This window comes from Lysinibacillus sp. GbtcB16 (assembly GCF_019091145.1).
Classification (GTDB): Bacteria; Bacillota; Bacilli; order Bacillales_A; family Planococcaceae; genus Lysinibacillus; species Lysinibacillus fusiformis.
Genome location: NZ_JAGXJV010000001.1, coordinates 491,450 through 517,367 on the forward strand (window position 1 = coordinate 491,450; position 25,918 = coordinate 517,367).

The 25,918-nt window shown below is 38.3% G+C and carries 24 protein-coding genes; all 24 read left to right on the plus strand.

Going from position 1 to position 25,918, the window contains the following annotated elements:
- The first annotated feature begins 36 nt into the window (after positions 1-36).
- The 24 genes from KVT27_RS02415 (at position 37) to rbfA (ending at position 25,884) form a co-directional block, all read left to right on the plus strand.
- The gene (locus KVT27_RS02415) at positions 37-369 is read left to right on the plus strand and encodes a hypothetical protein (RefSeq protein ID WP_225316248.1); all 333 of its coding nucleotides are present in this window, start codon (positions 37-39) and stop codon (positions 367-369) included.
- A gap of 430 nt (positions 370-799) precedes the next feature.
- Positions 800-1,198 (plus strand): nucleoside deaminase, encoded by a 399-nt coding sequence (locus KVT27_RS02420; RefSeq protein ID WP_036147453.1) that lies wholly within the window; start codon positions 800-802, stop codon positions 1,196-1,198.
- A 14-nt stretch (positions 1,199-1,212) separates the two neighbouring features.
- Positions 1,213-2,436, plus strand: a complete 1,224-nt coding sequence (locus KVT27_RS02425) for an amidohydrolase (protein WP_208704584.1) — start codon at positions 1,213-1,215, stop codon at positions 2,434-2,436.
- 28 nt (positions 2,437-2,464) lie between these two features.
- Positions 2,465-3,685, plus strand: coding sequence for an amidohydrolase (locus KVT27_RS02430; RefSeq protein ID WP_217580602.1), 1,221 nt, complete (start codon positions 2,465-2,467; stop codon positions 3,683-3,685).
- Positions 3,686-4,266: 581 nt separating this feature from the next.
- Positions 4,267-5,037 carry a FliA/WhiG family RNA polymerase sigma factor gene (locus tag KVT27_RS02435; protein ID WP_008180720.1) on the plus strand — a complete coding sequence of 257 codons (771 nt, stop codon included), beginning with the start codon at positions 4,267-4,269 and terminating at the stop codon, positions 5,035-5,037.
- 23 nt (positions 5,038-5,060) lie between these two features.
- Positions 5,061-5,369 (plus strand): hypothetical protein, encoded by a 309-nt coding sequence (locus KVT27_RS02440; protein ID WP_036124022.1) that lies wholly within the window; start codon positions 5,061-5,063, stop codon positions 5,367-5,369.
- Between the two features lie 9 nt (positions 5,370-5,378).
- Positions 5,379-5,954, plus strand: coding sequence for a hypothetical protein (locus KVT27_RS02445; RefSeq protein WP_150908023.1), 576 nt, complete (start codon positions 5,379-5,381; stop codon positions 5,952-5,954).
- Positions 5,955-6,110: 156 nt separating this feature from the next.
- Positions 6,111-6,830, plus strand: a complete 720-nt coding sequence (rpsB, locus tag KVT27_RS02450; protein ID WP_004269262.1) for a 30S ribosomal protein S2 — start codon at positions 6,111-6,113, stop codon at positions 6,828-6,830.
- A gap of 102 nt (positions 6,831-6,932) precedes the next feature.
- Positions 6,933-7,820 (plus strand): translation elongation factor Ts, encoded by an 888-nt coding sequence (tsf, locus tag KVT27_RS02455; RefSeq protein WP_008181406.1) that lies wholly within the window; start codon positions 6,933-6,935, stop codon positions 7,818-7,820.
- Between the two features lie 215 nt (positions 7,821-8,035).
- A complete protein-coding gene (gene pyrH / locus KVT27_RS02460; protein WP_008181404.1) occupies positions 8,036-8,761 on the plus strand; it encodes a UMP kinase in 726 nt (241 codons plus the stop codon).
- Positions 8,761-9,318 carry a ribosome recycling factor gene (gene frr / locus KVT27_RS02465; RefSeq protein ID WP_008181402.1) on the plus strand — a complete coding sequence of 186 codons (558 nt, stop codon included), beginning with the start codon at positions 8,761-8,763 and terminating at the stop codon, positions 9,316-9,318. Before pyrH ends, frr begins: the two co-directional genes overlap by 1 nt.
- A gap of 315 nt (positions 9,319-9,633) precedes the next feature.
- Entirely contained in the window at positions 9,634-10,428 is a 795-nt protein-coding gene (locus KVT27_RS02470; protein ID WP_008181400.1) for an undecaprenyl pyrophosphate synthase, read from the plus strand.
- Positions 10,425-11,225 (plus strand): phosphatidate cytidylyltransferase, encoded by an 801-nt coding sequence (locus KVT27_RS02475; RefSeq protein ID WP_208704581.1) that lies wholly within the window; start codon positions 10,425-10,427, stop codon positions 11,223-11,225. The genes KVT27_RS02470 and KVT27_RS02475 overlap by 4 nt, the downstream gene beginning before the upstream one ends.
- 62 nt (positions 11,226-11,287) lie before the next feature.
- Entirely contained in the window at positions 11,288-12,433 is a 1,146-nt protein-coding gene (gene dxr / locus KVT27_RS02480; protein WP_217580604.1) for a 1-deoxy-D-xylulose-5-phosphate reductoisomerase, read from the plus strand.
- 46 nt (positions 12,434-12,479) lie between these two features.
- Positions 12,480-13,742 (plus strand): RIP metalloprotease RseP, encoded by a 1,263-nt coding sequence (rseP, locus tag KVT27_RS02485; RefSeq protein ID WP_008181395.1) that lies wholly within the window; start codon positions 12,480-12,482, stop codon positions 13,740-13,742.
- Positions 13,743-13,890: 148 nt separating this feature from the next.
- Positions 13,891-15,597, plus strand: a complete 1,707-nt coding sequence (locus KVT27_RS02490; protein WP_036124032.1) for a proline--tRNA ligase — start codon at positions 13,891-13,893, stop codon at positions 15,595-15,597.
- A gap of 274 nt (positions 15,598-15,871) precedes the next feature.
- Entirely contained in the window at positions 15,872-20,203 is a 4,332-nt protein-coding gene (locus tag KVT27_RS02495; RefSeq protein WP_036127690.1) for a PolC-type DNA polymerase III, read from the plus strand.
- A 332-nt stretch (positions 20,204-20,535) separates the two neighbouring features.
- Positions 20,536-21,006: a ribosome maturation factor RimP gene (gene rimP / locus KVT27_RS02500; protein WP_036124036.1), complete on the plus strand. Its 471-nt coding sequence runs from the start codon at positions 20,536-20,538 to the stop codon at positions 21,004-21,006.
- Between the two features lie 30 nt (positions 21,007-21,036).
- Entirely contained in the window at positions 21,037-22,176 is a 1,140-nt protein-coding gene (gene nusA / locus KVT27_RS02505) for a transcription termination factor NusA (protein ID WP_036124039.1), read from the plus strand.
- A 136-nt stretch (positions 22,177-22,312) separates the two neighbouring features.
- Positions 22,313-22,591 carry an RNase P modulator RnpM gene (gene rnpM, locus KVT27_RS02510; RefSeq protein ID WP_036124041.1) on the plus strand — a complete coding sequence of 93 codons (279 nt, stop codon included), beginning with the start codon at positions 22,313-22,315 and terminating at the stop codon, positions 22,589-22,591.
- Complete coding sequence (locus tag KVT27_RS02515) at positions 22,588-22,896, plus strand: YlxQ family RNA-binding protein (RefSeq protein ID WP_008178997.1); 309 nt, start codon at positions 22,588-22,590, stop codon at positions 22,894-22,896. Before rnpM ends, KVT27_RS02515 begins: the two co-directional genes overlap by 4 nt.
- Before the next feature lie 14 nt (positions 22,897-22,910).
- The gene (gene infB / locus KVT27_RS02520; protein WP_217580606.1) at positions 22,911-25,187 is read left to right on the plus strand and encodes a translation initiation factor IF-2; all 2,277 of its coding nucleotides are present in this window, start codon (positions 22,911-22,913) and stop codon (positions 25,185-25,187) included.
- Positions 25,187-25,465, plus strand: coding sequence for a DUF503 domain-containing protein (locus KVT27_RS02525; RefSeq protein ID WP_008178987.1), 279 nt, complete (start codon positions 25,187-25,189; stop codon positions 25,463-25,465). Before infB ends, KVT27_RS02525 begins: the two co-directional genes overlap by 1 nt.
- A gap of 77 nt (positions 25,466-25,542) precedes the next feature.
- Entirely contained in the window at positions 25,543-25,884 is a 342-nt protein-coding gene (gene rbfA, locus KVT27_RS02530; protein WP_025113968.1) for a 30S ribosome-binding factor RbfA, read from the plus strand.
- Positions 25,885-25,918: the final 34 nt, after the last annotated feature.

A 25,918-nucleotide genomic window follows, 5' to 3' on the forward strand; every position in this document is an offset into this window, starting at 1 on the left:
TTTGGTTCCATATTTTATAATCTATGGGGAGCATTAATGGCTTTTACTATTTATTTTTTTAGTACATTTCTAAAGCCCTACACGCCCCTTCGAATCATTATCGGATCTTTTGTTACAGCAATCATTGTATTCCTTGTAATGTATATTGTACGTTTTTTAATAGCATACATTTTGTATACGCCAGAGGTAGATGAGGAAGCAGTTGAAGGTGAACTAGCAGAAAATGAACAAACTACTCCTGAAGGCACGAATCAAGAAGCAGCTTCGGCTCAATCAACCGTTGAATTTCAAGATGAGAACTCAGAGGAGATTGCACAAGTGGTTCGAACGATGATGAATCGAGAAGAAGAACAACAAGTGAATGCTTAAAACAAAGAGTCGCTAAGAGCGGCTCTTTTTTATTTTGCCATTCAAGAAACTTTAATATAGGGAAAACTTAAGTGAAATTTACTTTTTTTATATTATTCATATAGTAGTCTTCATGTTAGCATATTTGTATAAAGGAAAAGTAATGAAGGAACTCTTTTATGTGAAATTGCAAGGGGAAACCTAGATACATTATTAATGTCTCATAGAATTAGTTAAAAAGACTGAATATTCTGTTTGTGATATAGTGTTGCCACAACGCTAAGTCTAGAAGGCTCGTAATGATTGCTGAAATAACTAGTCAATAAGAGCAAAGTTAGTATAGTCACAACTCCGAATACGTTGGGTAAAATGGATTTGGCTACTGGACATCATTCAGTTTATATTACAGCTATTAACGTGATATATCTGCTTTTACTAGGAGGAATAGAATATGAATCAACATGAATTTATGAGAAAAGCGCTTGATTTAGCAAATGAAAATGCACGATCAGGACATGGTGCGCCATTCGGAGCGCTTGTAGTAAAAAATGGGCAAATTATTGGTTCGGGTGTTAATGAGATAGCCAAAACAAATGATTTGACGAATCACGCAGAAATTCAAGCAATTCGCCAAGCTTGCCATACTTTGCAAACAACTCATCTCGAAGGCTGTGAAATGTATGCAAGTACAGAACCTTGTCCGATGTGTTTAAGTGCCATCTATTATGCCAAATTAACAACAGTCTATTACTTTCATGCTAGCAATACTAGCCAAGACTATGTTTATCATCAACTGTCCCTACCACATATAGAGAGGGATATTCAGATGGTTCAGCTTGAAGAAAAATAAAGGAGGTTCATATAATGACACCATTAGCATATTGGCTCATTAACGTACGACTAGAAACAGGTTTTCATTACAATCATACTACTGTAATTGGAACACAAACCGAGCTTTTTAATGTACAAATTGAAAAGGGGATAATACAGCAAATTAAACGTGGACATCAACCACTAGAGACGGATTTACCTCAATTGGATGCACAAGGCTACCTCATGCTACCATCTTTTAGGGATATGCATATTCATCTTGATAAAACATATTTTGGTGGGCCATGGAAGGCACCTACCATTCCAACAGAGGGTCTTATAACTAGATTAAAAGAGGAAGAATTACTCCTTCCTAGTTTATTACCGGTGACAGAGGAAAGAGCAAAAAAACTAATAGACCTACTATTAAATGCAGGCTCCACACATATTCGTACACATTGTAATATTGACCCGTTTATCGGTTTGAAAAATTTAGAGGCAGTCTTAAGAGCAAAAGAGGCTTACAAAGATAAAGTTGCTATGGAGATTGTAGCATTCCCGCAGCATGGGCTATTACGTAGTGATTCGGTTTCTTTAGTAAGAGAAGCATTGCGTAACGGGGCATCTCTCGTAGGAGGTGTTGATCCAGCAACAATTGATGAAAATATTGAGAAATCATTAGAAACCGTGATGGAATTAGCGGTAGAAGCAAATGCAGATGTAGATCTTCATATTCATGATCCTGGCCATCTCGGCATTTTTACGTATAAACGACTAGCAGCGTTAACAGAGGCAGCTGGTTGGCAAGGAAGAGTGACAATTAGTCATGCCATGGCTCTTGCAGATATTCCTACTAGTGAAGCGAGTGAAGTAGCAGAACTACTTGCACATCTTGGCATAGCTATTACTTCTACTGTGCCTATTGAGCACACTATCCCTATTCCTCTCTTAGATCATAAAGGGGTAAACATATCACTTGGCGATGATAGTATTACCGACCATTGGTCACCATTCGGCCAAGGGGATAGTCTAGAAAAAGCAGGAACGCTTGCAGAACGATTTGGTTTAAGTGATGAGCGTTCACTTGCTCAAAGCCTAAAATACATTACAGGTGGTATTACACCTCTAAATAAGGATGGTCATCAAATATGGCCGAATGTAGGAGATGAAGCAAATATTGTTTTTGTTGAAGCAACTTGTTCGGCAGAAGCAGTGGCTAGAAGGGCGAAAAGAGTGGCAGTGCTCTTTAAAGGAAAAATAGTTTCTGGTGAACTTTAAAATTGAAAATAGAAAGGATACATTTAAAATGCATGCTACTTTTTGGTTAACCAATGTACGACTTGAAACAGGCTATCATGTTGAAAATGGTATGGTTGCACAGACAAGAACGGCCTGCTCACATCTCCTCATTAAGGATGGGAAAATTGTAGATATTGTTTCAGCAGAAATGCAATTGAATGATCATTTTCCTAAAAAAGATATGAAGCAACTATTAGCGCTACCATCTTTCATCGAAAAACATTGTCATTTGGATAAAACACTTTTAGGCGATCAGTGGCGTGCTGTCACACCTGTGAACAATATTTTTGAACGTCTTGAAATAGAAAAAAAGGTACTTCCTACTTTACATACCACTACACAACAACGTGCAGAAGAGTTGCTTTCAGGTTATGTACAATCTGGGGTTACCCATGTTCGTACCCATGTGGATTTGTATCCCGAGGTGGGCTTAAAAAATTTAGAGGAAGTTCAAAAGGCTTTACAAACTTTTGAAGGAAAGTTGTCATATGAAATCGTAGCCTTTCCGCAGCACGGACTATTGCGAACGAAGGCGACAAATATTATCAGAGAAGCCCTTCGTATGGGCGTAGGCTTAGTAGGTGGTGTTGATCCAGCTACTGTGGATGGCGATATTGAGGCATCCTTACAACAAATGGTGGAGCTCGCTGTGGAGGGAAATGCTGGGATTGATTTGCATTTACATGACCCGGATCAATTAGGTACCTTTACAATGAAAAGATTGGCTCAATTAACAAAGGAGGCTGGTCTGCAAGGTAAAGTGGCGATAAGCCATGCATTCGGACTTGGAGATGTTTCACGAGCTGAAGCAGAAGAAATGGCTGACATATTAAGAGATTCAGGGATTACGATAGTGACTAGTGTACCTATTCGCAGAAAGTTTCCTCCAGTTGGATTATTACATAGCAAAGGGGTACCGGTTGCAATTGGTTGTGATAATATTTTTGATGTTTGGTCACCATTTGGGAACGGAGATCTTTTAGAAAGAGCAGGTCGTTTAGCTAATAGTTCAGGGTGGAGAGATGAATATTCATTAGCGCAAACCTTGCAGTTTATTACAGGTGGGAAAACACCGCTGAATCAAGCAGGTGAACAAATCTGGCCAAAGGTTGGAGATAGTGCCAATCTAGTTTTAGTGGATGCTTCTTGCGCTGCAGAAGCAATCGCCCGCAAAGGTCAACGTAAGGCAACCATCTTTAATGGTAAAATGGTTTTTAGTTCCTTTTAAAACAATATTTTCAAGAGGGTGGTATTGTTTGACTTCGGTCAAATAGCCATCCTTTTTTATGCTAAAAAAGGTGGAGAAAATAAGACCAGAGTTGAACTAGTATCATTTAGGTTGAAAGAAGATGTTGTGAATTTCTTTGGACAAATGGTGAGAATGCTACTTTGTTAGGTGTATTTATACCTAGTAACCTTGGTGAAGAAAGAGCAAAAGCACGCTATATAAGATTCATAATTCCTACAAAAAAACCTAGTGAAAATAAAAAGTAAAAGCTTAATAATTTAGACATATTTTAAAACTGTATCCTAGGTTAATGTATAGCTAGGGTACAGTTTTAATTTGTTTGTACAAAATAAAGAGAGACGAACAGAAACAAATGAAATTATAGTCGATTTTTGTTATAATAGTAGGAAAGATGGCAATAGTTTATCCATTTATTTACTCTATTCGGTAATAGTAAGAGTAACCCGGATATAGATTTTTTTTAAAACTATGGAGAAATCCTGATGAAAGAAAAGTTTTATGAGCGCAAGTAGTCAGTAGCAAACGGGCGCGTAAAGGCGTTTTTTAGAGAGGTGGATTTCATGACACAACCAATTCTGAACGATGAGCAAAAACTGTGGAATCGCTGGATACATGAGCGTGATCCAGATGCTGGTGATTTACTCATAAAAAAATATATTTCTTTAGTATCTTACCATGTTCAACGTATTAGTGCGGGATTACCAAAAAGTGTATCGCGAGACGATTTAACGAGCTTAGGTATGATAGGACTTTTTGATGCATTAAATAAATTTGATATTAATAGAGATTTGAAATTCGATACATATGCTTCATTTAGAGTAAGGGGAGCCATTATAGATGGGCTTCGTAAGGAAGATTGGCTACCACGCTCAGCGCGAGAAAAAGCCAAAAAATTAGATGCTCAGATTGAGCAATTAGAGCAAAAATATATGCGTCATGTGACACCTGAGGAACTTGCGAAGCATATGGAAGTACCTGTGGAAGACGTTTATCAGACAGTACAAGAGCATTTTTTTTCCAATGTTCTTTCCATTAATGAACAACAAGACCAAGAAGAGGTAGATGGAAAGTCGTTTGTCATTCGAGATGATACGACAAAAACTCCTGAACAATCGGTGGTTAAATCTGAATTACTAGATGATTTAGCAGAAAATATTCAGAAGCTAAATGAAAAGGAACAGTTGGTTCTAAGTTTATTCTACACGGAGGAACTGACGCTGACTGAAATTGGTGAAATGCTTGAATTATCGACATCACGTATTTCTCAAATCCATTCCAAAGCGCTTTTAAAATTACGTAAATTATTATCTAGCGAAATGATGAATGCGTAAAAATCCTTGAGGGAGAGATTCCGATGAGTTTAAAAGGGGTTGAATTGCAAATTGCGATTCCTAAAACATTTGAAGCTGGGAAAATGGCTGATCAAGTACAGCAACAAGCTTTAGCTCAACAAGCACATGCTAATGAAGCGTTAAAAAAAGAAATAGAGCGCAAGCAAAAAATTGTAAATACATCAGAAGGTATGGATGAAATAAGTGAGGATGAAGATGCAGGTGGCGAATACGTAACGGATCCTTACAAAAAGAAGAAAAAGCAACAGGATCAACAAGAAAAACAGGCACAACATCCGTTTAAAGGCAATTTTGTGGATTTTAGTGGATAGGAGCTTATAATGACAACCATACTAATAGCGGCGCTATTCTTTTTACAGCTACTTACATTTTACTTCCTTATTATTTTAAATACTAAGTTAGCAAAATTTAAGGATTTAGAAAAGAAGCAAGAACGCTTAATGAGCGAAATGGACGATACCATTAGTGTCTATTTAACAGAAATGAAAGATGAAAACGACCGTCTTATTAAGGAGCTACAAAATGTCTCATCATCAGACTTAGCGGCGACTCGCGTTCAACAAACCGTAAGCAATGAGCCTCAACAGGAGCAGGCTCCTTCGCCCGCAGAGCAAGTGCTGAAAAATGACAGTCCATTAAGCTTAGATAAAGATGCTCGTATCTATGTACCTAAAAATATAGTAGCCAATGCCTATTCTCGTCAGCAACAGACAACGGCGACAGCAGTATCCTCACCAACGCCTTTGAAAGTAGAGCAAAAGGAGCAGGTTAAAGAGCTTACAATCGAGCAACAGGCATTAAATTTAGCAAAGCAGGGTAAATCAATTGAAGAAATAGCGAAACAGCTGCAAAAGGGAAAAACAGAAATCGAGCTTTTACTGAAATTTCATCACTAAATTGTTGCTAAGCGGCAAAAGCTATGATATAGTTGCAAATGGTGTTATTACTACACACGCATTTTGATGTAGTAAGTGGTGCTCTAAGATTAGGGTAGCTTGTTGCAAAAGATAAATGCGGAGGATAAAAACCAAACATACTAGGAGGAAATTCACATGTCAGTAATTTCTATGAAACAATTACTTGAAGCTGGTGTACATTTTGGTCACCAAACTCGTCGTTGGAACCCAAAAATGAAGAAATATATCTTCGTAGAACGTAACGGGATCTACATCATCGACTTACAAAAAACAGTTAAAAAATTAGAGGAAGCTTATGACTTCATGCGTCAAGTTGGTCAAGACGGTGGTAAAGTTCTTTTCGTTGGTACGAAAAAACAAGCACAAGAAGCGATCAAAGATGAAGCTGAACGTTCAGGCAACTACTACATCAACCAACGTTGGTTAGGTGGTACTCTTACTAACTTCGGTACAATTCAAAAACGTGTTGCACGTATGAAACAAATCGAAAAAATGGAAGAAGAAGGTACTTTCGAAGTTCTTCCTAAAAAAGAAGTAATCCAACTTAAAAAAGAACACGAACGTCTAATCAAATTCTTAGGCGGTATCCGTGATATGCACGATCTTCCAGACGTAATGTTCGTGGTTGACCCACGTAAAGAACGTATTGCGGTTGCTGAAGCTCGTAAATTAAACATCCCTCTAGTAGGTATTGTTGATACAAACTGTGATCCAGATGAAATCGACTACGTAATCCCTGCTAATGATGATGCTATTCGCGCTGTTAAACTTTTAACTGCTAAAATGGCTGACGCTTTAATCGAGTCAAAACAAGGTGAAGAAGAAGCTCCAGCTGTAGAAGCTGCTGCTGAGTAATTCACGTTTACAAAAAGGTGATAAGTGGCTCAAAACCCTTATCACCTTTTTTAGAACCTATCATTAAAACTATGTTCAAACAATTTGAGGAGGAAACACTAAATGGCAAACATTACTGCACAATTAGTAAAAGAATTACGTGAAAAAACTGGCGCTGGTATGATGGATTGTAAAAAAGCACTAGTACAAACTGATGGTAATCTAGAAGCTGCAATCGATTTCCTACGTGAAAAAGGTCTTTCTTCAGCTGCTAAAAAAGCTGACCGTATCGCTGCAGAAGGTACAACTTACATTTTAGAACAAGGTAACGAAGCAATCATTATTGAAGTTAACGCTGAAACTGACTTCGTTGCAAAAAACGACAAATTCCAAGTATTAGTTTCATCTTTAGCAGAGCAATTACTTACTGCTAAACCTGCATCAGTTGAAGCTGCACTAGAGCTTACAAATGCTGATGGCGTAAAAATTGAAGATCAAATTTCTACAGCTGTAGCAACAATTGGTGAAAAAATCACACTTCGTCGTTTTGAAATCAAAACAAAAACTGATGCAGATTCATTCGGCGCTTACTTACACATGGGCGGCCGCATTGGAGTATTAGTAACTTTAGAAGGTTCTACTGATGCATCAGCAGCTAAAGATGTAGCAATGCACATTGCTGCTATCAACCCAACTTATGTTTCTCGCGATGAAGTTTCTGCTGAAGAAGTTGAACGTGAGCGTAAAGTATTAACTGAGCAAGCTCTTAACGAAGGTAAACCAGAAAACATCGTTGCTAAAATGGTTGAAGGTCGTCTTGGTAAATATTTCGAAGATGTTTGCCTACTTGATCAATCATTCGTTAAAAACTCTGATCAAAAAGTACGTGATTTCGTAGCTTCTACTGGTGGTTCAGTAAACGGCTTTGTACGTTACGCTGTTGGTGAAGGTATCGAAAAACGTGAAGATAACTTTGCAGAAGAAGTAATGAGCCAAGTTAAAGGTAACTAATTTAGCGGGCATTTGATCCTAATCAAATAATATCTAGATTTTCTAGACAAAAAATGGGGAACACAACATAGCGTGTTCCCTATTTTTCCGAAATGAACGAAAATAGCAATAGAATTTTCTATTCTGCCTTATTCACAACTAGCAATTATTGTTAGATATACTATAATGGAAAAGGGAATAGAGATTTTTTAAATAAAGTCTTACGGAGGTTTACAATGAGTGTACCGCAATATAAACGAGTAGTTATTAAACTAAGTGGTGAAGCGTTAGCTGGAGAAGCGGGCTTCGGTTTATCACCAAAAATAATCAAGTCTGTTGCAGAAGAAGTAAAAGAAGTAGTGGATCTTGATGTAGAAGTTGCTGTTGTTGTAGGTGGCGGTAATATATGGCGTGGAAAAATAGGTAGTGAAATGGGGATGGATCGTGCTGCAGCTGACTATATGGGCATGCTTGCAACAGTCATGAACTCCCTAGCGTTACAAGATGCTCTTGAAAAATTAGGCATTGAAACACGTGTTCAATCTTCTATCGTGATGACTCAAGTAGCGGAGCCATACATTCGTCGTAAAGCAGTTAGACATCTTGAGAAAAAGCGTGTCGTTATCTTTGCAGCAGGGACAGGTAATCCGTTCTTCTCAACTGATACGACGGCGGCATTACGTGCAGCAGAAATTGATGCAGATGCGATTTTAATGGCTAAAAATAATGTTGATGGCGTTTATTCAGCAGATCCAAAAGTGGATCAAACAGCCGTTAAATATGATACACTCACATACTTAGACGTTATCCAACAAGGCTTACAAGTAATGGATTCAACAGCTTCTACCCTATGTATGGATAACGATATTCCACTAATTGTTTTCTCAATTACGGAACAAGGCAACATTAAACGTGCTGTACTAGGCGAAAAAATCGGAACAGTTGTTAGGAGGAATGCATAATGGCAAAACAAGTATTAGAACAAGCAAAAGATAAAATGAACAAAACAATTGCAGCTTTCACACGTGAACTATCTTCAATTCGTGCAGGCCGTGCAAACGCATCATTATTAGATCGTATTATGGTTGATTATTATGGAGCTCCAACACCAATCAATCAACTTGCGGGTGTTTCTGTACCAGAAGCTCGTTTATTAGTGATTACACCTTACGATAAAACAATTTTAGGTGAAATTGAAAAAGCAATTATGAAATCTGATATCGGTATTACACCAACAAATGATGGCTCTATCATTCGCTTAATGATCCCTGCCCTTACTGAAGAGCGTCGTAAAGATTTAGTGAAGCAAGTGAAAAAAGAAGCAGAAGACGCAAAAATTGCTGTACGTAATGTGCGTCGTGATGCGAATGATGATTTGAAAAAACTTGAAAAAGCTGGCGAAATCACAGAAGACGATCTACGTGGATATGGTGATGATATTCAAAAATTAACAGATGAATTCATTGTCAAAGTGGATCAAGTAACGAAAGATAAAGAAAAAGAAATTTTAGAGGTGTAAAACAAACGTTTTACATGTCTATGATGGAACTTTTTGATGAGATGAAGGCGTCCTATACTTTACAGGACGTCTTTTCTCTTTACCGTTCGAATATGAGCTGAATCATAGAGAAAAGCATAGATGAAATATACAATATTATACATCACATAAATATTGATACATTTTTTAACAAACTTATTCTTTAAGAATGTGTATAGTTCTAAAATACGCTAGTACATACATAGTCAATTTAGAGGGGAAAAAAAAGACAAAAAGCGCTTTTGTTTGTTATGATAGGTTAGTATACGTCCGATTAGTTGTAGTGGGGGAGTTAGCATGTTTAAAAAGCTATTAGGTAAACAAATAAATATGGATACACTATCATTGGAGGAGCGTGTGGCCCTAACTAAAAGCGAGCCGATTCCTGCCCATGTAGCGATTATTATGGACGGAAATGGACGTTGGGCAAAAAAACGAGCTATGCCACGTGTTGCTGGTCATCATGAGGGAATGAAGACAGTACGTAAGGTCACGAGATTTGCGTCTGATTTAGGCATAAAGGTATTAACCGTATATGCATTTTCCACTGAAAACTGGAAACGCCCAAAACCTGAAGTAGATTTTCTCATGCGGCTACCAGTCGAGTTTTTAGGTTCTTTTTTACCCGAGATGATGGAACGCAATGTACGTGTCGAAATGATTGGAGATCCATCTTTATTACCTGCCCATACACAAAAAGCGTTGTATGAGGCAATGGAAGAAACGAAGCATAATACAGGCCTTATTTTAAATTTTGCGCTGAATTATGGAAGTCGTTCTGAGATGGTTAATGCCATGAAAATGATGCTTCAAAAAGTGCAGGACGGTCAATTAACAATGCAAGACCTAACAGAAGAATGCTTAACGTCTCATTTAATGACGGCCCATTTGCCTGAACCGGATTTATTAATTCGTACAAGTGGTGAAGTACGCTTAAGTAACTTTATGCTTTGGCAGCTTGCCTATACAGAATTTTGGTTTACAGATACATTGTGGCCAGATTTTAGTGAGGAAACCTTACTGGAAGCGGTGGAAAACTATCAAAAGCGTAATCGCCGTTATGGTGGGTTGAAGGGAGAAGAAACAACTTGAAACAACGAATTATTACCGCAATAATTGCAGCAGCACTTTTCATTCCATTCGTTATTTATGGAAAAGTACCATTTGCCATACTTGTGCTAGCAATGGCTATTGTCGGTTTTTATGAAATACTAAAGATGAAAGGTATTTCGATTTTTTCTGTGCCTGGCTTCTTGGGGTTGGTCACTTTAATTTTACTTGTCATACCGAAGGACTGGAGTGAAAAGGTTGTAGATTTAATAGGCTATTCGTCTAATCTAATGGTAGTCTATGGTCTAATGATGTTACTCCTGATTTACGTCGTTTTAGTAAAAAATAAAATAACTTTTGATGAAGTTGGTTTTATTTTATTAGGCGCATTTTATGTAGGCTTAGGATTCCATTACTTAATTGAAACAAGGAATGTAGGCTTAGAGTACGTTGTCTATTGTTTATTAGTCGTTTGGACAACGGATTCAGGTGCCTATTTTGTCGGAAGAAAATTTGGTAAGAATAAGTTATGGCCTGAAATCTCACCAAAGAAAACGATTGAAGGCTTCATCGGTGGAATTGTCATTGCCGTTATTTTCGCTGTTGGTATGCAACTCATTTACCCATTCGCAAATGGTTATATATCACTTGTAGTCGTAACAATTTTCGCTTCCATTATTGGTCAGATGGGCGACTTGGTAGAATCTGCTATTAAGCGTCATTTTGATGTAAAGGACTCAGGTAATATTTTACCGGGGCATGGCGGGATATTAGATCGCTTCGATAGTCTATTGTTCGTCGTGCCTTTGCTTCATTTTTTACATTTATTTGGTAATTAATCCGAACTTTTAAGGACATCTATTCATACATTTGCATAGATAGAAAAAGGGGACAATGTGTTGTGAAAAAGATTAGTTTATTAGGTGCAACTGGTTCAATCGGTTGGCAAACCTACGATATTTTAAAAGAACAACGTGAAGCTTTTCAATTAGTAGCTTTCTCTTCAGGGAAAAATATAGAGAAAACGCGAAAAATGATTGATCACTTAAAGCCTGAATTAGTTTCTGTGCAGCTAGAAGAAGATGCGCTGCTACTTGCTAAGGAGTATCCGACAATCCACTTTACATTTGGCGCAAAAGGCTTAGTGGAGGTTGCTACACATCCAGATTCGACGGTTCTTGTCAATGCTGTACTCGGAAGTGTTGGGCTGGAATCCACTTTAGCAGCCATTCGAATGGGCAAAACAATTGCTATTGCTAATAAAGAAACACTTGTGACAGCTGGACATTTAGTAATGGCTGAAGCGAAAAAATACAACGCAACTATTTTACCTGTTGATAGTGAGCATTCCGCCATCTTCCAATCGATGAATGGTGAAAACCCAAAAAATATTGAACGTTTAATTATTACTGCTTCAGGTGGTAGCTTCCGTGATAAAACAAGGGACCAATTAAAACATGTCACTGTCGCTGACGCACTGAATCATCCGAATTGGTCGATGGGTGCAAAAATTACAATAGATTCTGCCACAATGATGAATAAAGGGTTAGAAGTTATTGAAGCGCATGTTTTATTTGATATGCCATATGAAAAAATAGATGTACTTTTGCATAGAGAAAGTATTATTCACTCTCTAGTTGAGTATCATGATACTAGTGTGATTGCTCAATTAGGTACACCAGATATGCGCGTTCCGATCCAATATGCCTTAAGTTACCCTGATCGAATCCCGTTACATAATGGTCAGCGATTGAATTTAGCGCAAATTGGTCAGTTACATTTTCAAGAAATGGACTTTGAACGTTACCCAGCATTGCGATTAGCCTATGAGGCTGGCCGTACTGGTGGTACCATTTTAACTGCCATGAATGCAGCGAACGAAGCAGCAGTTGCAGCTTTTTTACAGGGGAAAATAACATTCCTTCAAATTGATGAGACAATTGAACGTGTGATGCAAGCACACCAAAACATTGCAATACCAGATTTACAAACGATTTTACAGGTGGACAGTGAAACAAGAAAAATAGTGTTAGACATGGTAAAATAACGAGAGCTATATATCGTTAACTAATCGCTTTTAAAGGTGGGGTATTATGCAAACAGCCATTGCATTTATTTTAATATTTGGTTTGCTCGTCTTCTTCCATGAACTTGGACACTTCTTATTCGCCAAACGAGCAGGTATTCTAGTACGTGAGTTTGCCATTGGAATGGGACCCAAAATTTATGGGAGAACACATGGAGAAACAATGTATACTGTTCGTTTATTGCCTATCGGGGGATATGTACGAATGGCTGGCGAAGATATGGATGGCACTGAATTACAGCCAGGATATCGAATAGGGCTTGTTGTCAATGAAGATAATGTTGTTAAGAAAATCATTTTCAATCAAAATAATAAGCAATTACCAGATTTATTATTTTTAGAAGTTGAACGTGCTGATTTAGAAAAAGATTTGTTTGTAGAGGGCTATGATGAAGAAGAAAGACTAGTTCGTTATCAAGTAGCGAGGGATTGTGTCCTTGTGGAAAATGGACGAGAGCTTGTCATTGCACCTCATGATCGTCAATTTAATTCTAAAACGGTTGGCCAACGAGCGATGACTATTTTTGCAGGACCATTTTTTAACTTTATTCTAGCTTTCGTGATTTATTTAGTTATTGGATTAATTCACGGAGTTCCAACATATGAACCAGTAATCTCTGAAGTAGTAGAAAATAATCCGGCTGCGGAGGCAGGGATGCTTGCAGGGGATAGAGTTACAGCCATTGATGGACAAGCTGTTGAAAAGTGGCAGGATTTAGCTGCAATTATTCAGGATCATCCAAACGAAGAGATTATGGTGACCGTAGATCGAGATGGACAATCTATCAACTTAAATATGACTGTGAAGGAAGTCCAACAGGATGGAGAAAAGTATGGTCAAATTGGTGTGCTTTATGATAGCCCGAGAGAATTTAATCCACTAAAGGCTGTTGTCTATGGGGCACAAGAAACCTATAATATGACTGTCAAAATATTTGAGCTTCTAGGTATGCTGATTACTGGTAAGTTTACAATAGACGCTTTATCGGGTCCTGTAGGTATTTATAAAGCAACCGAGCAAGTAGCTCAATACGGTATTATGAACCTAATGAATTGGGCTGCAATGTTAAGTATAAATCTAGGAATTATGAACTTACTTCCATTACCTGCTTTAGATGGTGGTCGCTTATTATTCTTTGGTTTTGAAGCTTTACGTGGGAAACCAATTGACCGTCAAAAAGAAGGAATTGTTCATTTTGTAGGTATTGTTCTACTTATGATTTTAATGGTAGTTGTCACATGGAATGATATACAGAGATTTTTCTTTTAATCAATGACTAGCAAATTCTAGCTTTACAATTAAAAGGAATTTTATTTATAGCTTTGGGCGCAATTTCTACGAAACATTGCGCTCAAAGCTAAATTTGTTTATGCTATTGAGAGTATAAACTTATCTATTAAAAAAGGTGGAACACTGAATGAAGCAAAGTAAAACATTTATCCCAACATTACGTGAAGTACCTGCTGATGCTGAGGTAAAGTCACATAAGCAATTACTACGTGCAGGGTTTATTCGTCAAAATACAAGTGGGGTATACTCGTATTTACCGCTTGCAAAACGTGTGTTATCAAAAATTGAAACAATTATTCGAGAAGAGATGGAGGCCATCAATTCGATTGAGCTATTAATGCCATCTCTACAATCTGCTGAGCTTTGGCAAGAGTCAGGTCGCTGGGAAAAATACGGTCCAGAATTAATGCGCTTAAAAGACCGTCATGACCGTGATTTTGCATTGGGGCCAACACATGAAGAAGTAATTACAACTTTAGTACGTGATGAAATTAAATCTTATAAAAAATTACCGTTAACACTTTATCAAATTCAAACGAAATTCCGTGATGAAAAACGTCCACGCTTTGGTTTACTACGAGGAAGAGAATTTATCATGAAAGATGCGTATTCCTTCCATGCATCTCGTGAAAGCTTAGATGAAACATATGATGATATGTATCGTGCTTATTCTAATATTTTCTCACGTCTTGGCTTAAACTATCGTGCTGTTATCGCTGATGCAGGTTCTATCGGCGGAAAAGGTACACATGAGTTCATGGTTCTTTCTGAAATTGGAGAAGATACAATTGCCTATTCAGATACATCTGACTATGCAGCAAATATTGAAATGGCTGAAGTCATTGCAGATTACCAGACATCTGATGAAGCTTTAAAAGAAGTTGAAAAAGTAGCAACACCAGATCAAAAAACAATTGAGGAAGTTTCAGCATTCTTACAAGTAATGCCTGCTAATGTTATAAAGTCTCTTGTCTTTGATGTAGATGGAGAACTTGTTGTTGTTCTTGCACGTGGAGATCATGAAATCAATGATATTAAATTGAAAAATGCTCTTGAAGCGGGTTCTGTAGAGCTTGCAAGTGAAGCTGCGATTCGTGAGCTATTAGGTTGTGGTGTTGGCTCCATTGGGCCAGTGAAGTTACCAGTAGACGTAAAAGTAGTAGCTGATCATGCGATTAAATCTATTCGTAATGGTATTGCAGGTGCGAATGAAGATGGATTCCATCTAGTAAATGTTAATCCTGAGCGTGATTTTGCTGTGAATGACTACTTAGATATTCGTTTTATTCAAGAGGGTGATCCTTCTCCAGATGGACAAGGTACGATTAAATTCGCGGAAGGCATTGAGGTTGGTCATATTTTCAAACTAGGTACTACTTATTCTGCTAAAATGAATGGTACTTTCCTAGATGAGCAAGGAAAATCTCAACCATTTATCATGGGTTGCTATGGTATTGGTGTTTCTCGTATTCTAGCTGCGGTAGCTGAGCATTTCCAAGATGAAAATGGCTTTACATGGCCAACACAATTAGCTCCGTACGATATCCATGTTGTTCCTGTAAATACGAAAGATGAAGCGCAAGTAGCTTTAGCAGATGAGCTTTACGGCTTATTAAAATCATATCGCTATGATGTACTACTAGATGACCGTGCTGAGCGTGCTGGCGTTAAATTTGCGGACGCTGATTTAATTGGTTTACCTGTCCGCGTAACGGTAGGTAAAAAAGCAACAGAAGGTATTGTGGAAGTGAAGTTCCGACAAACTGGGGAAACATTTGAATGGAAAAAAGAAGAAGTGATTGACCGCTTAAATGAATTTTTCCGTAAAAATTAATAACCTCTTATGGTTGGTTTTAAATGGTAGTGAATGCTTCTAATAGAGGCTTTCATGTAATTTTGATAAAATAGGAATAAATAAATTCGCGACAATTCTGCGGGACAGTGAGCCAAGCAAAGAAAAACAGATAGTCTAGACTCTCTGTTAAGCTTGAAGAGCACCCGCAGTGAGGGAGCGAATTTTTTTCTGGCATTCTTGTCCTATGTTGAAGATGAATTAGAAAATGAGGCTGATAATGGAATGCCTCCTTCTGAAAGTAGGTGTCAATAGATTGGAACAGCAACAAGAGGCAAGAACGAGATTTCGAATGCTTTTACAGCAACTAGAGTTAACAGATGATGTGTACATGTCATTTTTTGAAGAAGGTGAGTTATCACGGCTAACGGTCCATAAAAAGGATAGACTATGGCATTTTACTATTCAATTACGTGATATACTGCCATTTCCGCTTTACCAGCTTTTCCGTACCCATTTAACAGATAAATTTTCAGCAATCGCACAGGTTTATACAACCATTGAGACACAAGAGAAAACTGTGACAGAGGAACTTGTCCAAGCTTATTGGCTAAATGTTGTTGAGCAAATTGATGAGATGGCACCAACATTGAAAAATTGCCTTATCTCTCAAGTGCCGATGTGGAATGGTCAGAAAATCACATTAGCCTGTATGCAGGAAATGGAATTTATGATGTTAAAAACGAAGTATGCCGACAAGCTAGCAGAAAGCTATTGTCAATTCGGTTTTCCAAAAATGGCGATAGATTTTGTGCTTCAAGAACAAACGGAAGAAATGATTGCTGCTCAGGAAGCGTTTATGGAACAAAAGCGCATGGAAGAAGCAGCTCTATCTCAGCAAGCGATGCAGGATTTCCAAAAACGAGAGCAAGAGAAGAAGGACAATCCAGCTATTGCGAACCTTGGTGATCGTCCATTCCAGCTTGGTATGCTTATTAAAGACGATGAAATTATGGAAATTAAACGGATTGTTGAAGAGGAGCGCCGTGTGATTGTTGAGGGCTTTGTCTTTGATGCAGAAATTAAAGTACTGAAAAGTGGACGTTCTTTATTACAAATTAAAATTACTGACTATACGGACTCTATCATCGTCAAAATGTTCTCACGTGATAATGACGATGCTGAATTGATGCAGCACCTAAAAAAGGGAATGTGGGTTAAAGTTCGAGGCTCCGTCCAAACAGATACATTTATTCGTGATTTAATCGTCATGGCTAATGATATTAATGAAATAAAAAAAGAAACACGTCAGGATCTAGCACCAGAGGGTGAAAAGCGAGTAGAGCTACATTTGCATACACCAATGAGCCAAATGGACGCTGTGACGCCCGTTGATCGACTAGTTGCACAGGCAGCAAAATGGGGTCATCCAGCAATAGCTATTACAGATCATGCTGTTGTACAATCCTTCCCTGAAGCCTATGCAGCAGGGAAAAAGCATGGTATTAAAGTAATTTATGGCCTGGAGGCTAATTTAGTTGATGATGGTGTCCCTATAGCTTATGCACCAGAGCACCGCTTATTAGAAGAAGCCACTTATGTTGTCTTTGACGTGGAAACGACCGGGTTATCAACTGCTTACGATACAATTATTGAGCTGGCGGCAGTAAAAATTAAAGATGGTCAAGTCATTGATAAATATGAAAGCTTTGCAAACCCACATCATCCGCTTTCAGCAACGACTATTGAATTAACAGGTATTACGGATGATATGGTTCGTCATGCACCGGAAGTAGAGCAAGTTATAAAAGAGTTTCATGCATTTATTGGAGATGGGATTGTTGTCGCTCATAATGCGTCATTTGATATTGGTTTTTTGTATACAGGCTATAAAAAATTTGGTCTTGAAGGAACAACACATCCAGTCATCGATACATTAGAGCTAGCTAGATTGCTGTACCCAACAATGAAAAATCACCGTTTAAATACACTTTGTAAAAAATTCAATATTGAATTAACACAACATCACCGAGCGATATACGATACAGAGGCGACAGGCTATTTACTATTACAATTATTAAAAGATGCCGATGAATTAGTCATTAAATACCATGATGATTTTAATAAGCATATTGGTGGTGGGGACGCCTATAAAAAAGGTCGACCCATGCATTGTACTATTTTAGCTGTTGATAATGCGGGCTTAAAGAATTTATTTAAAATTGTTTCACACGCCCATACAAAAACATTCTATCGAGTTCCTCGTGTGACAAGAGCTGTTCTAGAGCAATATCGTGAAGGTTTACTAGTCGGTTCTGGTTGTAGTAATGGTGAATTATTTGAAACGATGATGAATAAATCACCTGAGGAAGCCGAACAGGTGGCAAAATTCTATGATTATATTGAGGTACAACCGAAAGCGGTATATGCCCCATTAATTGAGCGTAATGTCGTACGTGATGAATGGACACTAGAGGATATCATTCGAAAGCTCGTTAAGTTAGGGAAGAAGCTCGATAAACCAGTTGTCGCAACGGGAAATGTTCATTATTTAGACCCCACTGATGCTATGTTTAGACAAATACTTGTTGGCTCTCAAGGTGGTGCAAACATCTTAAATCGATCTAAGCTACCTGAGGTGCATTTTAGAACAACGGATGAAATGCTAAAAGAATTTGATTTCTTAGGACCAGATCTGGCTAAAGAAGTTGTTGTAACGAATGCACAAAAAGTAGCTGATAGCATTGGAGATGTTAAACCGATTAAGGATGATTTATATACACCCAAAATTGAAGGCTCTGATGATGAAGTAACCAATTTAACATATGAAATGGCTCATCATATTTACGGTGAGGAGCTACCCGAAATTGTAAAAGCTCGCATTGAAAAAGAACTAAAATCTATTTTAGGACATGGTTTTGGTGTAATTTATTTAATTTCTGCGAAGCTGGTGAAGAAATCTTTAGCTGACGGTTATTTAGTAGGTTCTCGTGGTTCCGTAGGCTCTTCATTAGTGGCAACCTTTATGGAAATTACGGAGGTTAACCCATTGCCTCCGCATTATGTTTGTCCAAATTGCAAGCATTCGGAGTTTTTTGATGATGGTTCGGTTAGCTCGGGCTTTGACTTACCGAATAAAGACTGCTCAGAATGTGGAACACCTTATAAAAAAGATGGACAAGATATCCCATTCGAAACCTTCCTTGGCTTTAAAGGGGATAAGGTACCCGATATCGATTTAAACTTTTCTGGTGAATACCAGCCGAAAGCCCATAATTATACCAAGGTATTGTTTGGTGAGGATTATGTGTACCGTGCAGGAACAATCGGTACGGTGGCGGAGAAAACAGCATATGGTTATGTCAAAGGCTATGCGAATGATCACAACTTACATTTCCGTGGAGCTGAGGTGGATCGTTTAGTGCAAGGATGTACAGGGGTCAAGCGAACTAGTGGGCAACACCCAGGGGGAATTATCGTAGTACCTGATTATATGGATATTTATGATTTCTCGCCAGTACAGTTCCCAGCAGATGCTCAGGATGCAGAATGGCGCACAACCCATTTCGACTTCCACTCGATTCATGATAATATTTTAAAACTAGATATACTTGGACACGATGATCCGACGGTTATTAGAATGCTACAGGATTTATCAGGAATAGATCCGAAAACGATTCCTACTGATGATCCTGTCGTCATGCAAATTTTTAGTTCACCTGAAACGTTAGGTGTCACTGAAAAACAAATTGGCTGTAAGACCGGAACATTAGGTATTCCTGAATTCGGTACTCGCTTCGTACGGCAAATGTTAGAGGATACAAAGCCTTCTACATTCTCAGAGCTTGTGCAAATTTCCGGATTATCTCATGGAACAGACGTCTGGCTAGGTAACGCACAAGAATTAATTCATAACGGGACATGTGTCCTGAAAGAAGTAATTGGTTGTCGTGACGATATTATGGTGTATTTAATTTACCAAGGTTTAGAGCCATCGTTAGCATTTAAAATCATGGAGTCTGTACGTAAAGGAAAAGGCTTATCAGAGGAATTTGAAGCAGAGATGCTCGCCAATAAAGTACCAGGCTGGTATATCGAGTCATGTAAAAAGATAAAATACATGTTCCCGAAAGCCCATGCTGCCGCATACGTATTAATGGCGGTTCGTATTGCTTGGTTTAAGGTCCATTTCCCAATCCTGTACTATGCAGCATATTTCACGGTACGTGCGGATGACTTTGATTTAATTTCTATGGTTCAAGGTTCACAAATGATTCGTGCACGTATTGACGAAATCAATTTAAAGGGTCTAGATGCTTCTACAAAAGAGAAGAACTTATTAACAGTAATGGAGCTAGCACTGGAAATGTGTGAACGAGGCATGAGCTTCCAGAAAGTTGATTTGTACCGTTCGCAGGCAAGTGAATTTGTCATTGAAGGCAATACACTAATTCCACCTTTTGATGCGATCCCAGGACTTGGTACGAACGTGGCCAAAACGATAGTGGCTGCTCGAGAAGATGGGGAGTTTTTATCGAAGGAGGATTTACAGCAACGTGGCCGTGTTTCGAAGACACTAATCGAATACATGGATCAGCTGGGCTGTTTAGAAGGTATGCCTGATGCCAATCAGTTATCACTCTTTTAAGATGTTGATTCATTTAAAGTATAATCTTTGAAAACATTGTTATTTCAAAATCCTGTCACAATATGGTTATCTTGAATGAAGGAAATTTGCATTATACCAAGAACTATGCTATTCTAATGGTAATAATTTGTTGATATTTTTCCAGCAAAAGAGTGGGGCTTACCCGCTCTTTTCTGTTGTTATACCGTAGCAAAACAAATTTTGACTAACAGCAGGTAAGACCGTAAAATTTCACCAAAGCAACTGGTGGAATTTCTGTTTTATTATGGTTCATTACACCACCAATACTGTAATGAATGATTGACACGCTAGAATAGATACAGGAGGAAATAATGAGCAAAGTACCATCTTTAATTGAAGAGCTCGCTAAACCAATAGTAGATGAGTTAAATCTGGAGTTAGTGGATATTGAGTTCGTAAAAGAAGGGCGTAACTGGTTTTTACGCGTCTATGTTGATACACCAGAGGGTGGCATCGACATTGATCAATGTGCTCAAGTCAGCGAACGACTAAGTTTGTTATTGGATGAAAAAGATCCAATTACACAAAACTATTATTTAGAAGTTTCATCACCTGGAGCGGAGCGTCCATTAAAAAAGGATGCTGATTTTGAAAAGGCAATTGGTAAGTTTATTTATGTAAAAACCTATAAGCCCATTAAGGACATGAAGGAATTCCAAGGCTACTTAACATCCTACGATGAACATACATTAGTGATGGAAGTGCGCGTTAAAACGCGTAAAATTACAGTAACAATAGAACAAGAAAAGATCGCATTGGCACGACTAGCCATCGATTTTTAAGCATAATGCATATTTAGGAGTGAAAACAAAATGAGTAGTGATTTGTTAGATGCGCTGAATGCGCTAGAAGAACAAAAAGGAATTTCAAGAGATGTGTTAATTGAAGCAATTGAGGCGGCATTAGTCACAGCTTACAAACGCAACTTCAACCAAGCACAAAATGTTCGAGTGGACTTAAATTTAGATAAGGGCTCTATTCGCGTGTTTTCACGTAAAGATGTTGTGGAAGAAGTAGAAGACGATCGTCTACAAATTTCTTTAGAGGACGCAAAGGTTATTAACCCAGCTTATCAATTAGAAGATATCGTGGAACAAGAAGTAACGCCACGTAACTTCGGCCGTATTGCTGCTCAAACAGCTAAACAGGTAGTAACACAACGCGTACGTGAAGCGGAACGTGGTTTAATCTACGAGCAATATGTCGATCGTGAAGATGATATCGTAACAGGTGTTGTGGAACGTTTAGATGCGCGAAATATTTATGTAGGTTTAGGGAAAGTAGAAGCGGCATTGCCAGTTAATGAGCAAATCCAAGGCGAAACTTATCATCCACATGATCGCATCAAAGTGTATATTACAAAGGTTGAACGTACAACACGCGGTCCACAAGTGATTGTATCTCGAACACATCCTGGCTTATTACGCCGATTATTTGAGATGGAAGTACCTGAAATTTACGAAGGAATTGTAGAGATTAAATCGATTGCTCGTGAAGCAGGAGATCGCTCAAAAATTTCTGTCTATGCACATAACGAAGAAGTAGATCCAGTAGGTTCTTGTGTTGGAGCTAAGGGTGCTCGTGTACAAACAATTGTTAACGAATTAAACGGCGAAAAAATCGATATCGTAGAATGGTCGGAAGATCCTGTGGTATTTGTTGCCAATGCACTTAGCCCATCGAAAGTTTTAGATGTTCAAGTAAACGAAGAAGAAAAGTCTACAACAGTTGTTGTACCAGACTATCAATTATCGCTAGCTATTGGTAAACGTGGACAAAATGCACGTTTAGCTGCAAAACTTACTGGCTGGAAAATTGATATTAAGAGTGAGACAGATGCTCGTGAATTAGGTATCTATCCATCTGCTACAAGCACTTTCGTACCTGCTGAGGATGAAGAAAGTGATTTTGACGAAGTGGCAGTAGATTTATATCAAGACGACGAAGAATAAGTAAGGAAGCCCGTGTGACGAGTTACCTGACAGTATTCAGTGGGCCCCCTACGCCGACTGAATACTGTCAGAGCGTCAAGTAGAGCACGACTTGTCCACCTCTTACGACAAGCTTCAGAGAGGAATGGTGATTCTTATGGCTGTTAACAAAAAAATACCTCTTCGTAAATGCGTAGCGACTGGAGAAATGCTACCAAAGAAAGAAATGATACGTGTTGTTCGTTCAAAAGAGGGCGAAGTAAGTGTAGATATCTCCGGGAAAAAACCTGGGCGTGGTGCCTATGTCTCTAAATCAGAGAAGGCAATTGATATCGCTCGTAAGAAAAATGTATTGGGGCACCAACTTGATGTGAAAATTCCTGAAGAAATTTACGAGGAGCTTATTTTGCTAATTCGTAGGGAGTCAATTTTATGATTAATCAAGCAATATTTAATTTGCTTGGAATTGCGGCGAGAGCCCGTAAAGTGATTTCAGGAGAAGAGTTAGTAGTAAAGGAAGTCCGCAATGGCAATGCTAAGTTAGTACTGCTTGCAAACGATGCTTCTAAAAACTCAAGTAAGAAAATTCAAGATAAGTGCACGTACTACAACGTTGAGTATCATGTAATTGGAGATCGTTACGATCTAGGACATGCTACAGGTAAGGAGGCCCGAGTGGCTTTAGCGATTACCGATAAAGGTTTTGCAAGTAAATTGTCTAGTCTACTCAACGAAAAATAATCGGGGGTGAGCAGATGACCAAAATCAGAGTTCATGAATATGCGAAACAAGTGAATAAAACGAGTAAAGAGGTTATTGAAGCACTTAGTAAATTAAATGTGAGTGTAACTAATCATATGTCTATGTTAGAGAAAGACATCGTGTCAAAGTTAAACCATACATTTAAAGCAACACCTGAGAAAAATGTAGGAAAACAAGCAACTCAAAACATATCACAAAAACCTCAATCGAACGGTCAACAAAACCATTCGGTGAAAAAGCAAGAAGGTCAAAGGCAGCAATCTGCTACTTCTAAGCCTAAAGCAAATAATCAGCAACACACTCAGCAACACTCAAATTCGTCTAACGAAAAATCTAAGAATACAAAAGGTAATCAAAACAGAAATATGACACAAAATAATAATAACAATAATAATAATCGTAGAGGTGGCGGTGGTTACAACCAACGTCCAAAACCAGGGATTCATGGAGGCAAACGTCGCCATCCAAAAACGCATCAACCATCAATACCAGTTAAACAAAAGGAACTACCAGAAAAAATTACTTTTGTTGAATCATTATCAGTGGCAGAATTAGCAAAAAAATTACACCGTGAGCCATCTGAAATTATTAAAAAATTATTCATGCTTGGGGTAATGGCAACAATTAACCAAGAATTAGATAAGGATGCAATTGAATTAATTTGCGCAGACTATGGTGTAGAAGTGGAAGAAGAGATCCGTGTAGATATTACGGACTTAGAAACACACTTCGAACAAACAGAAGAAGTAAATGAAGCTACATTATCAGAACGTCCGCCAGTTGTGACAATCATGGGTCACGTTGACCACGGTAAAACAACATTATTAGATTCAATTCGTAATACTAAAGTAACTGCTGGGGAAGCTGGGGGCATTACGCAACATATCGGTGCCTACCAAGTAACAGAAGGTGACAAAAAAATCACTTTCCTTGATACACCAGGACACGCTGCTTTCACAACAATGCGTGCACGTGGTGCAAAAGTAACGGATTTAACTATTTTAGTTGTAGCTGCTGATGATGGTGTAATGCCACAAACAGTAGAAGCAATCAATCACGCTAAAGCTGCAGAAGTACCAATTATTGTAGCTGTGAATAAAATGGATAAACCGTCTGCAAATCCAGATCGTGTGATGCAAGAATTAACTGAACACGGCTTAGTTCCTGAAGCATGGGGTGGCGAAACAATTTTCGTACCAATTTCTGCATTAAAAGGTGAAGGCATTGACACATTACTAGAAATGATTTTACTTGTAGCAGAAGTAGGAGAACTAAAAGCAAATCCTGACCGTTTAGCTCTTGGAACAGTAATTGAAGCGCAGCTAGACAAAGGACGCGGTTCAGTAGCTACGCTGTTAGTGCAAGATGGTACATTAAAAGTGGGTGACCCAATCGTTGTCGGTCATACTTTTGGTCGAGTTCGTGCAATGGTGAATGATAAAGGCCGTCGTGTGAAAGAAGCTGGACCATCAACACCAGTAGAAATTACAGGTTTAAATGATGTACCTCAAGCAGGGGACCGTTTTGTTGTCTTTGAAGACGAAAAAACAGCTCGTCAAGTTGGTGAAACTCGTGCGATGTCAGCTATCCAAGCACAACGTTCTGAAAAACAACGTGTAACGCTTGATAACTTATTTGAGCAAATGAGCCAAGGCGAAATGAAAGAGCTGAACTTAATCGTTAAGGCAGACGTACAAGGTACTGTAGAAGCAATGGCTGCATCATTAATGAAAATTGATGTAGAAGGCGTAAATGTGAAAATTATTCACACTGGTGCAGGTGCCATTACGGAATCTGATATTTCTCTTGCTGCCGCTTCCAATGCTATTGTTATTGGTTTTAATGTACGTCCAGATGTCAATGCAAAACGTGCTGCAGAAGAAGAAGGCGTAGATATTCGTTTACACCGTATCATTTACAAAGTAATTGAAGAGATTGAGCAAGCAATGAAAGGTATGCTTGATCCTGAATTTGAAGAAAAAATTATTGGTCAAGCAGAAGTTCGCCAAACAATTAAAGTATCAAAAGTTGGTACAATTGCTGGTTCGTATATAACTGAAGGAAAAGTAACACGCGATTCAGGCGTTCGTGTAATTCGCGATAACGTAGTTATTTTTGAAGGTGAATTAGATACGCTTAAGCGTTTCAAAGACGAAGTAAAAGAAGTAGCAAGAGGATACGAATGTGGTATTACGATTACAAACTTCAACGATATTAAAGAAGGCGACATTATTGAAGCCTACATTATGGAAGAAGTTAAACGAGTATAATGATTGTATACGCAGAAGTTGAATTTATCATTCAAACTGCCCATTCGTTAAAAGAAAAACGTGCTGTCTTACAGCGTATGATTACCCGCACTAAGCAGAAGTTTAATGTTTCTATTGCGGAAATTGACCATCAAAACGTATGGCAGCGCACCAAATTAGCACTTGTAGCTGTTTCTTCATCGAAAGAGGCAGCTGAACGGGAAATTAATCACGCGCTCCACTATTTAGAGTCAAATCCGTCATGGGAACAGCTTAATGTGTGGCGAGACTATTTATAAGGAATAGTAGGTAGTTGAGATAGCTAAGTAGCATGAAAAGATCAACTATCTGTACATCGAAATAGAGGTGACAAATTATGTCTCTACGTTCAAACCGTGTTGCTGAGCAAATGAAAAAAGAGCTTGGTGATATTCTTGGCCGTAAAATTAAAGATCCGCGTGTTGGTTTTGTTACTGTTACAGGTGTTGAGGTAACGGGTGATTTACAGCAAGCGACTATTTATATTACATCTTTAGGCAATGAACGTGAACGTGAGGAAACGATTAAAGCTTTAGTAAAAGCTTCTGGTTTCATTCGATCAGAAATTGGTTCACGTATTCGTTTACGACGCACACCAGAATTAATCTTTGAATTCGATTCATCGATTGAGTACGGAAACCGTATTGATACATTGCTGAGAGATTTACACAAAGAATAAGCTAGAAAAGTCTGCCACTTGCATGTTTATGCAG

Coding starts and splice junctions, on each gene's coding strand:
- KVT27_RS02415 (WP_225316248.1), top strand. CDS start 37: ATGGCTTTTACTATTTATTTTTTTAGTACATTTCTAAAGCCCTACACG.
- KVT27_RS02420 (WP_036147453.1), top strand. CDS start 800: ATGAATCAACATGAATTTATGAGAAAAGCGCTTGATTTAGCAAATGAA.
- KVT27_RS02425 (WP_208704584.1), top strand. CDS start 1,213: ATGACACCATTAGCATATTGGCTCATTAACGTACGACTAGAAACAGGT.
- KVT27_RS02430 (WP_217580602.1), top strand. CDS start 2,465: ATGCATGCTACTTTTTGGTTAACCAATGTACGACTTGAAACAGGCTAT.
- KVT27_RS02435 (WP_008180720.1), top strand. CDS start 4,267: ATGACACAACCAATTCTGAACGATGAGCAAAAACTGTGGAATCGCTGG.
- KVT27_RS02440 (WP_036124022.1), top strand. CDS start 5,061: ATGAGTTTAAAAGGGGTTGAATTGCAAATTGCGATTCCTAAAACATTT.
- KVT27_RS02445 (WP_150908023.1), top strand. CDS start 5,379: ATGACAACCATACTAATAGCGGCGCTATTCTTTTTACAGCTACTTACA.
- rpsB (WP_004269262.1), top strand. CDS start 6,111: ATGTCAGTAATTTCTATGAAACAATTACTTGAAGCTGGTGTACATTTT.
- tsf (WP_008181406.1), top strand. CDS start 6,933: ATGGCAAACATTACTGCACAATTAGTAAAAGAATTACGTGAAAAAACT.
- pyrH (WP_008181404.1), top strand. CDS start 8,036: ATGAGTGTACCGCAATATAAACGAGTAGTTATTAAACTAAGTGGTGAA.
- frr (WP_008181402.1), top strand. CDS start 8,761: ATGGCAAAACAAGTATTAGAACAAGCAAAAGATAAAATGAACAAAACA.
- KVT27_RS02470 (WP_008181400.1), top strand. CDS start 9,634: ATGTTTAAAAAGCTATTAGGTAAACAAATAAATATGGATACACTATCA.
- rseP (WP_008181395.1), top strand. CDS start 12,480: ATGCAAACAGCCATTGCATTTATTTTAATATTTGGTTTGCTCGTCTTC.
- KVT27_RS02490 (WP_036124032.1), top strand. CDS start 13,891: ATGAAGCAAAGTAAAACATTTATCCCAACATTACGTGAAGTACCTGCT.
- rimP (WP_036124036.1), top strand. CDS start 20,536: ATGAGCAAAGTACCATCTTTAATTGAAGAGCTCGCTAAACCAATAGTA.
- nusA (WP_036124039.1), top strand. CDS start 21,037: ATGAGTAGTGATTTGTTAGATGCGCTGAATGCGCTAGAAGAACAAAAA.
- rnpM (WP_036124041.1), top strand. CDS start 22,313: ATGGCTGTTAACAAAAAAATACCTCTTCGTAAATGCGTAGCGACTGGA.
- KVT27_RS02515 (WP_008178997.1), top strand. CDS start 22,588: ATGATTAATCAAGCAATATTTAATTTGCTTGGAATTGCGGCGAGAGCC.
- infB (WP_217580606.1), top strand. CDS start 22,911: ATGACCAAAATCAGAGTTCATGAATATGCGAAACAAGTGAATAAAACG.
- KVT27_RS02525 (WP_008178987.1), top strand. CDS start 25,187: ATGATTGTATACGCAGAAGTTGAATTTATCATTCAAACTGCCCATTCG.
- rbfA (WP_025113968.1), top strand. CDS start 25,543: ATGTCTCTACGTTCAAACCGTGTTGCTGAGCAAATGAAAAAAGAGCTT.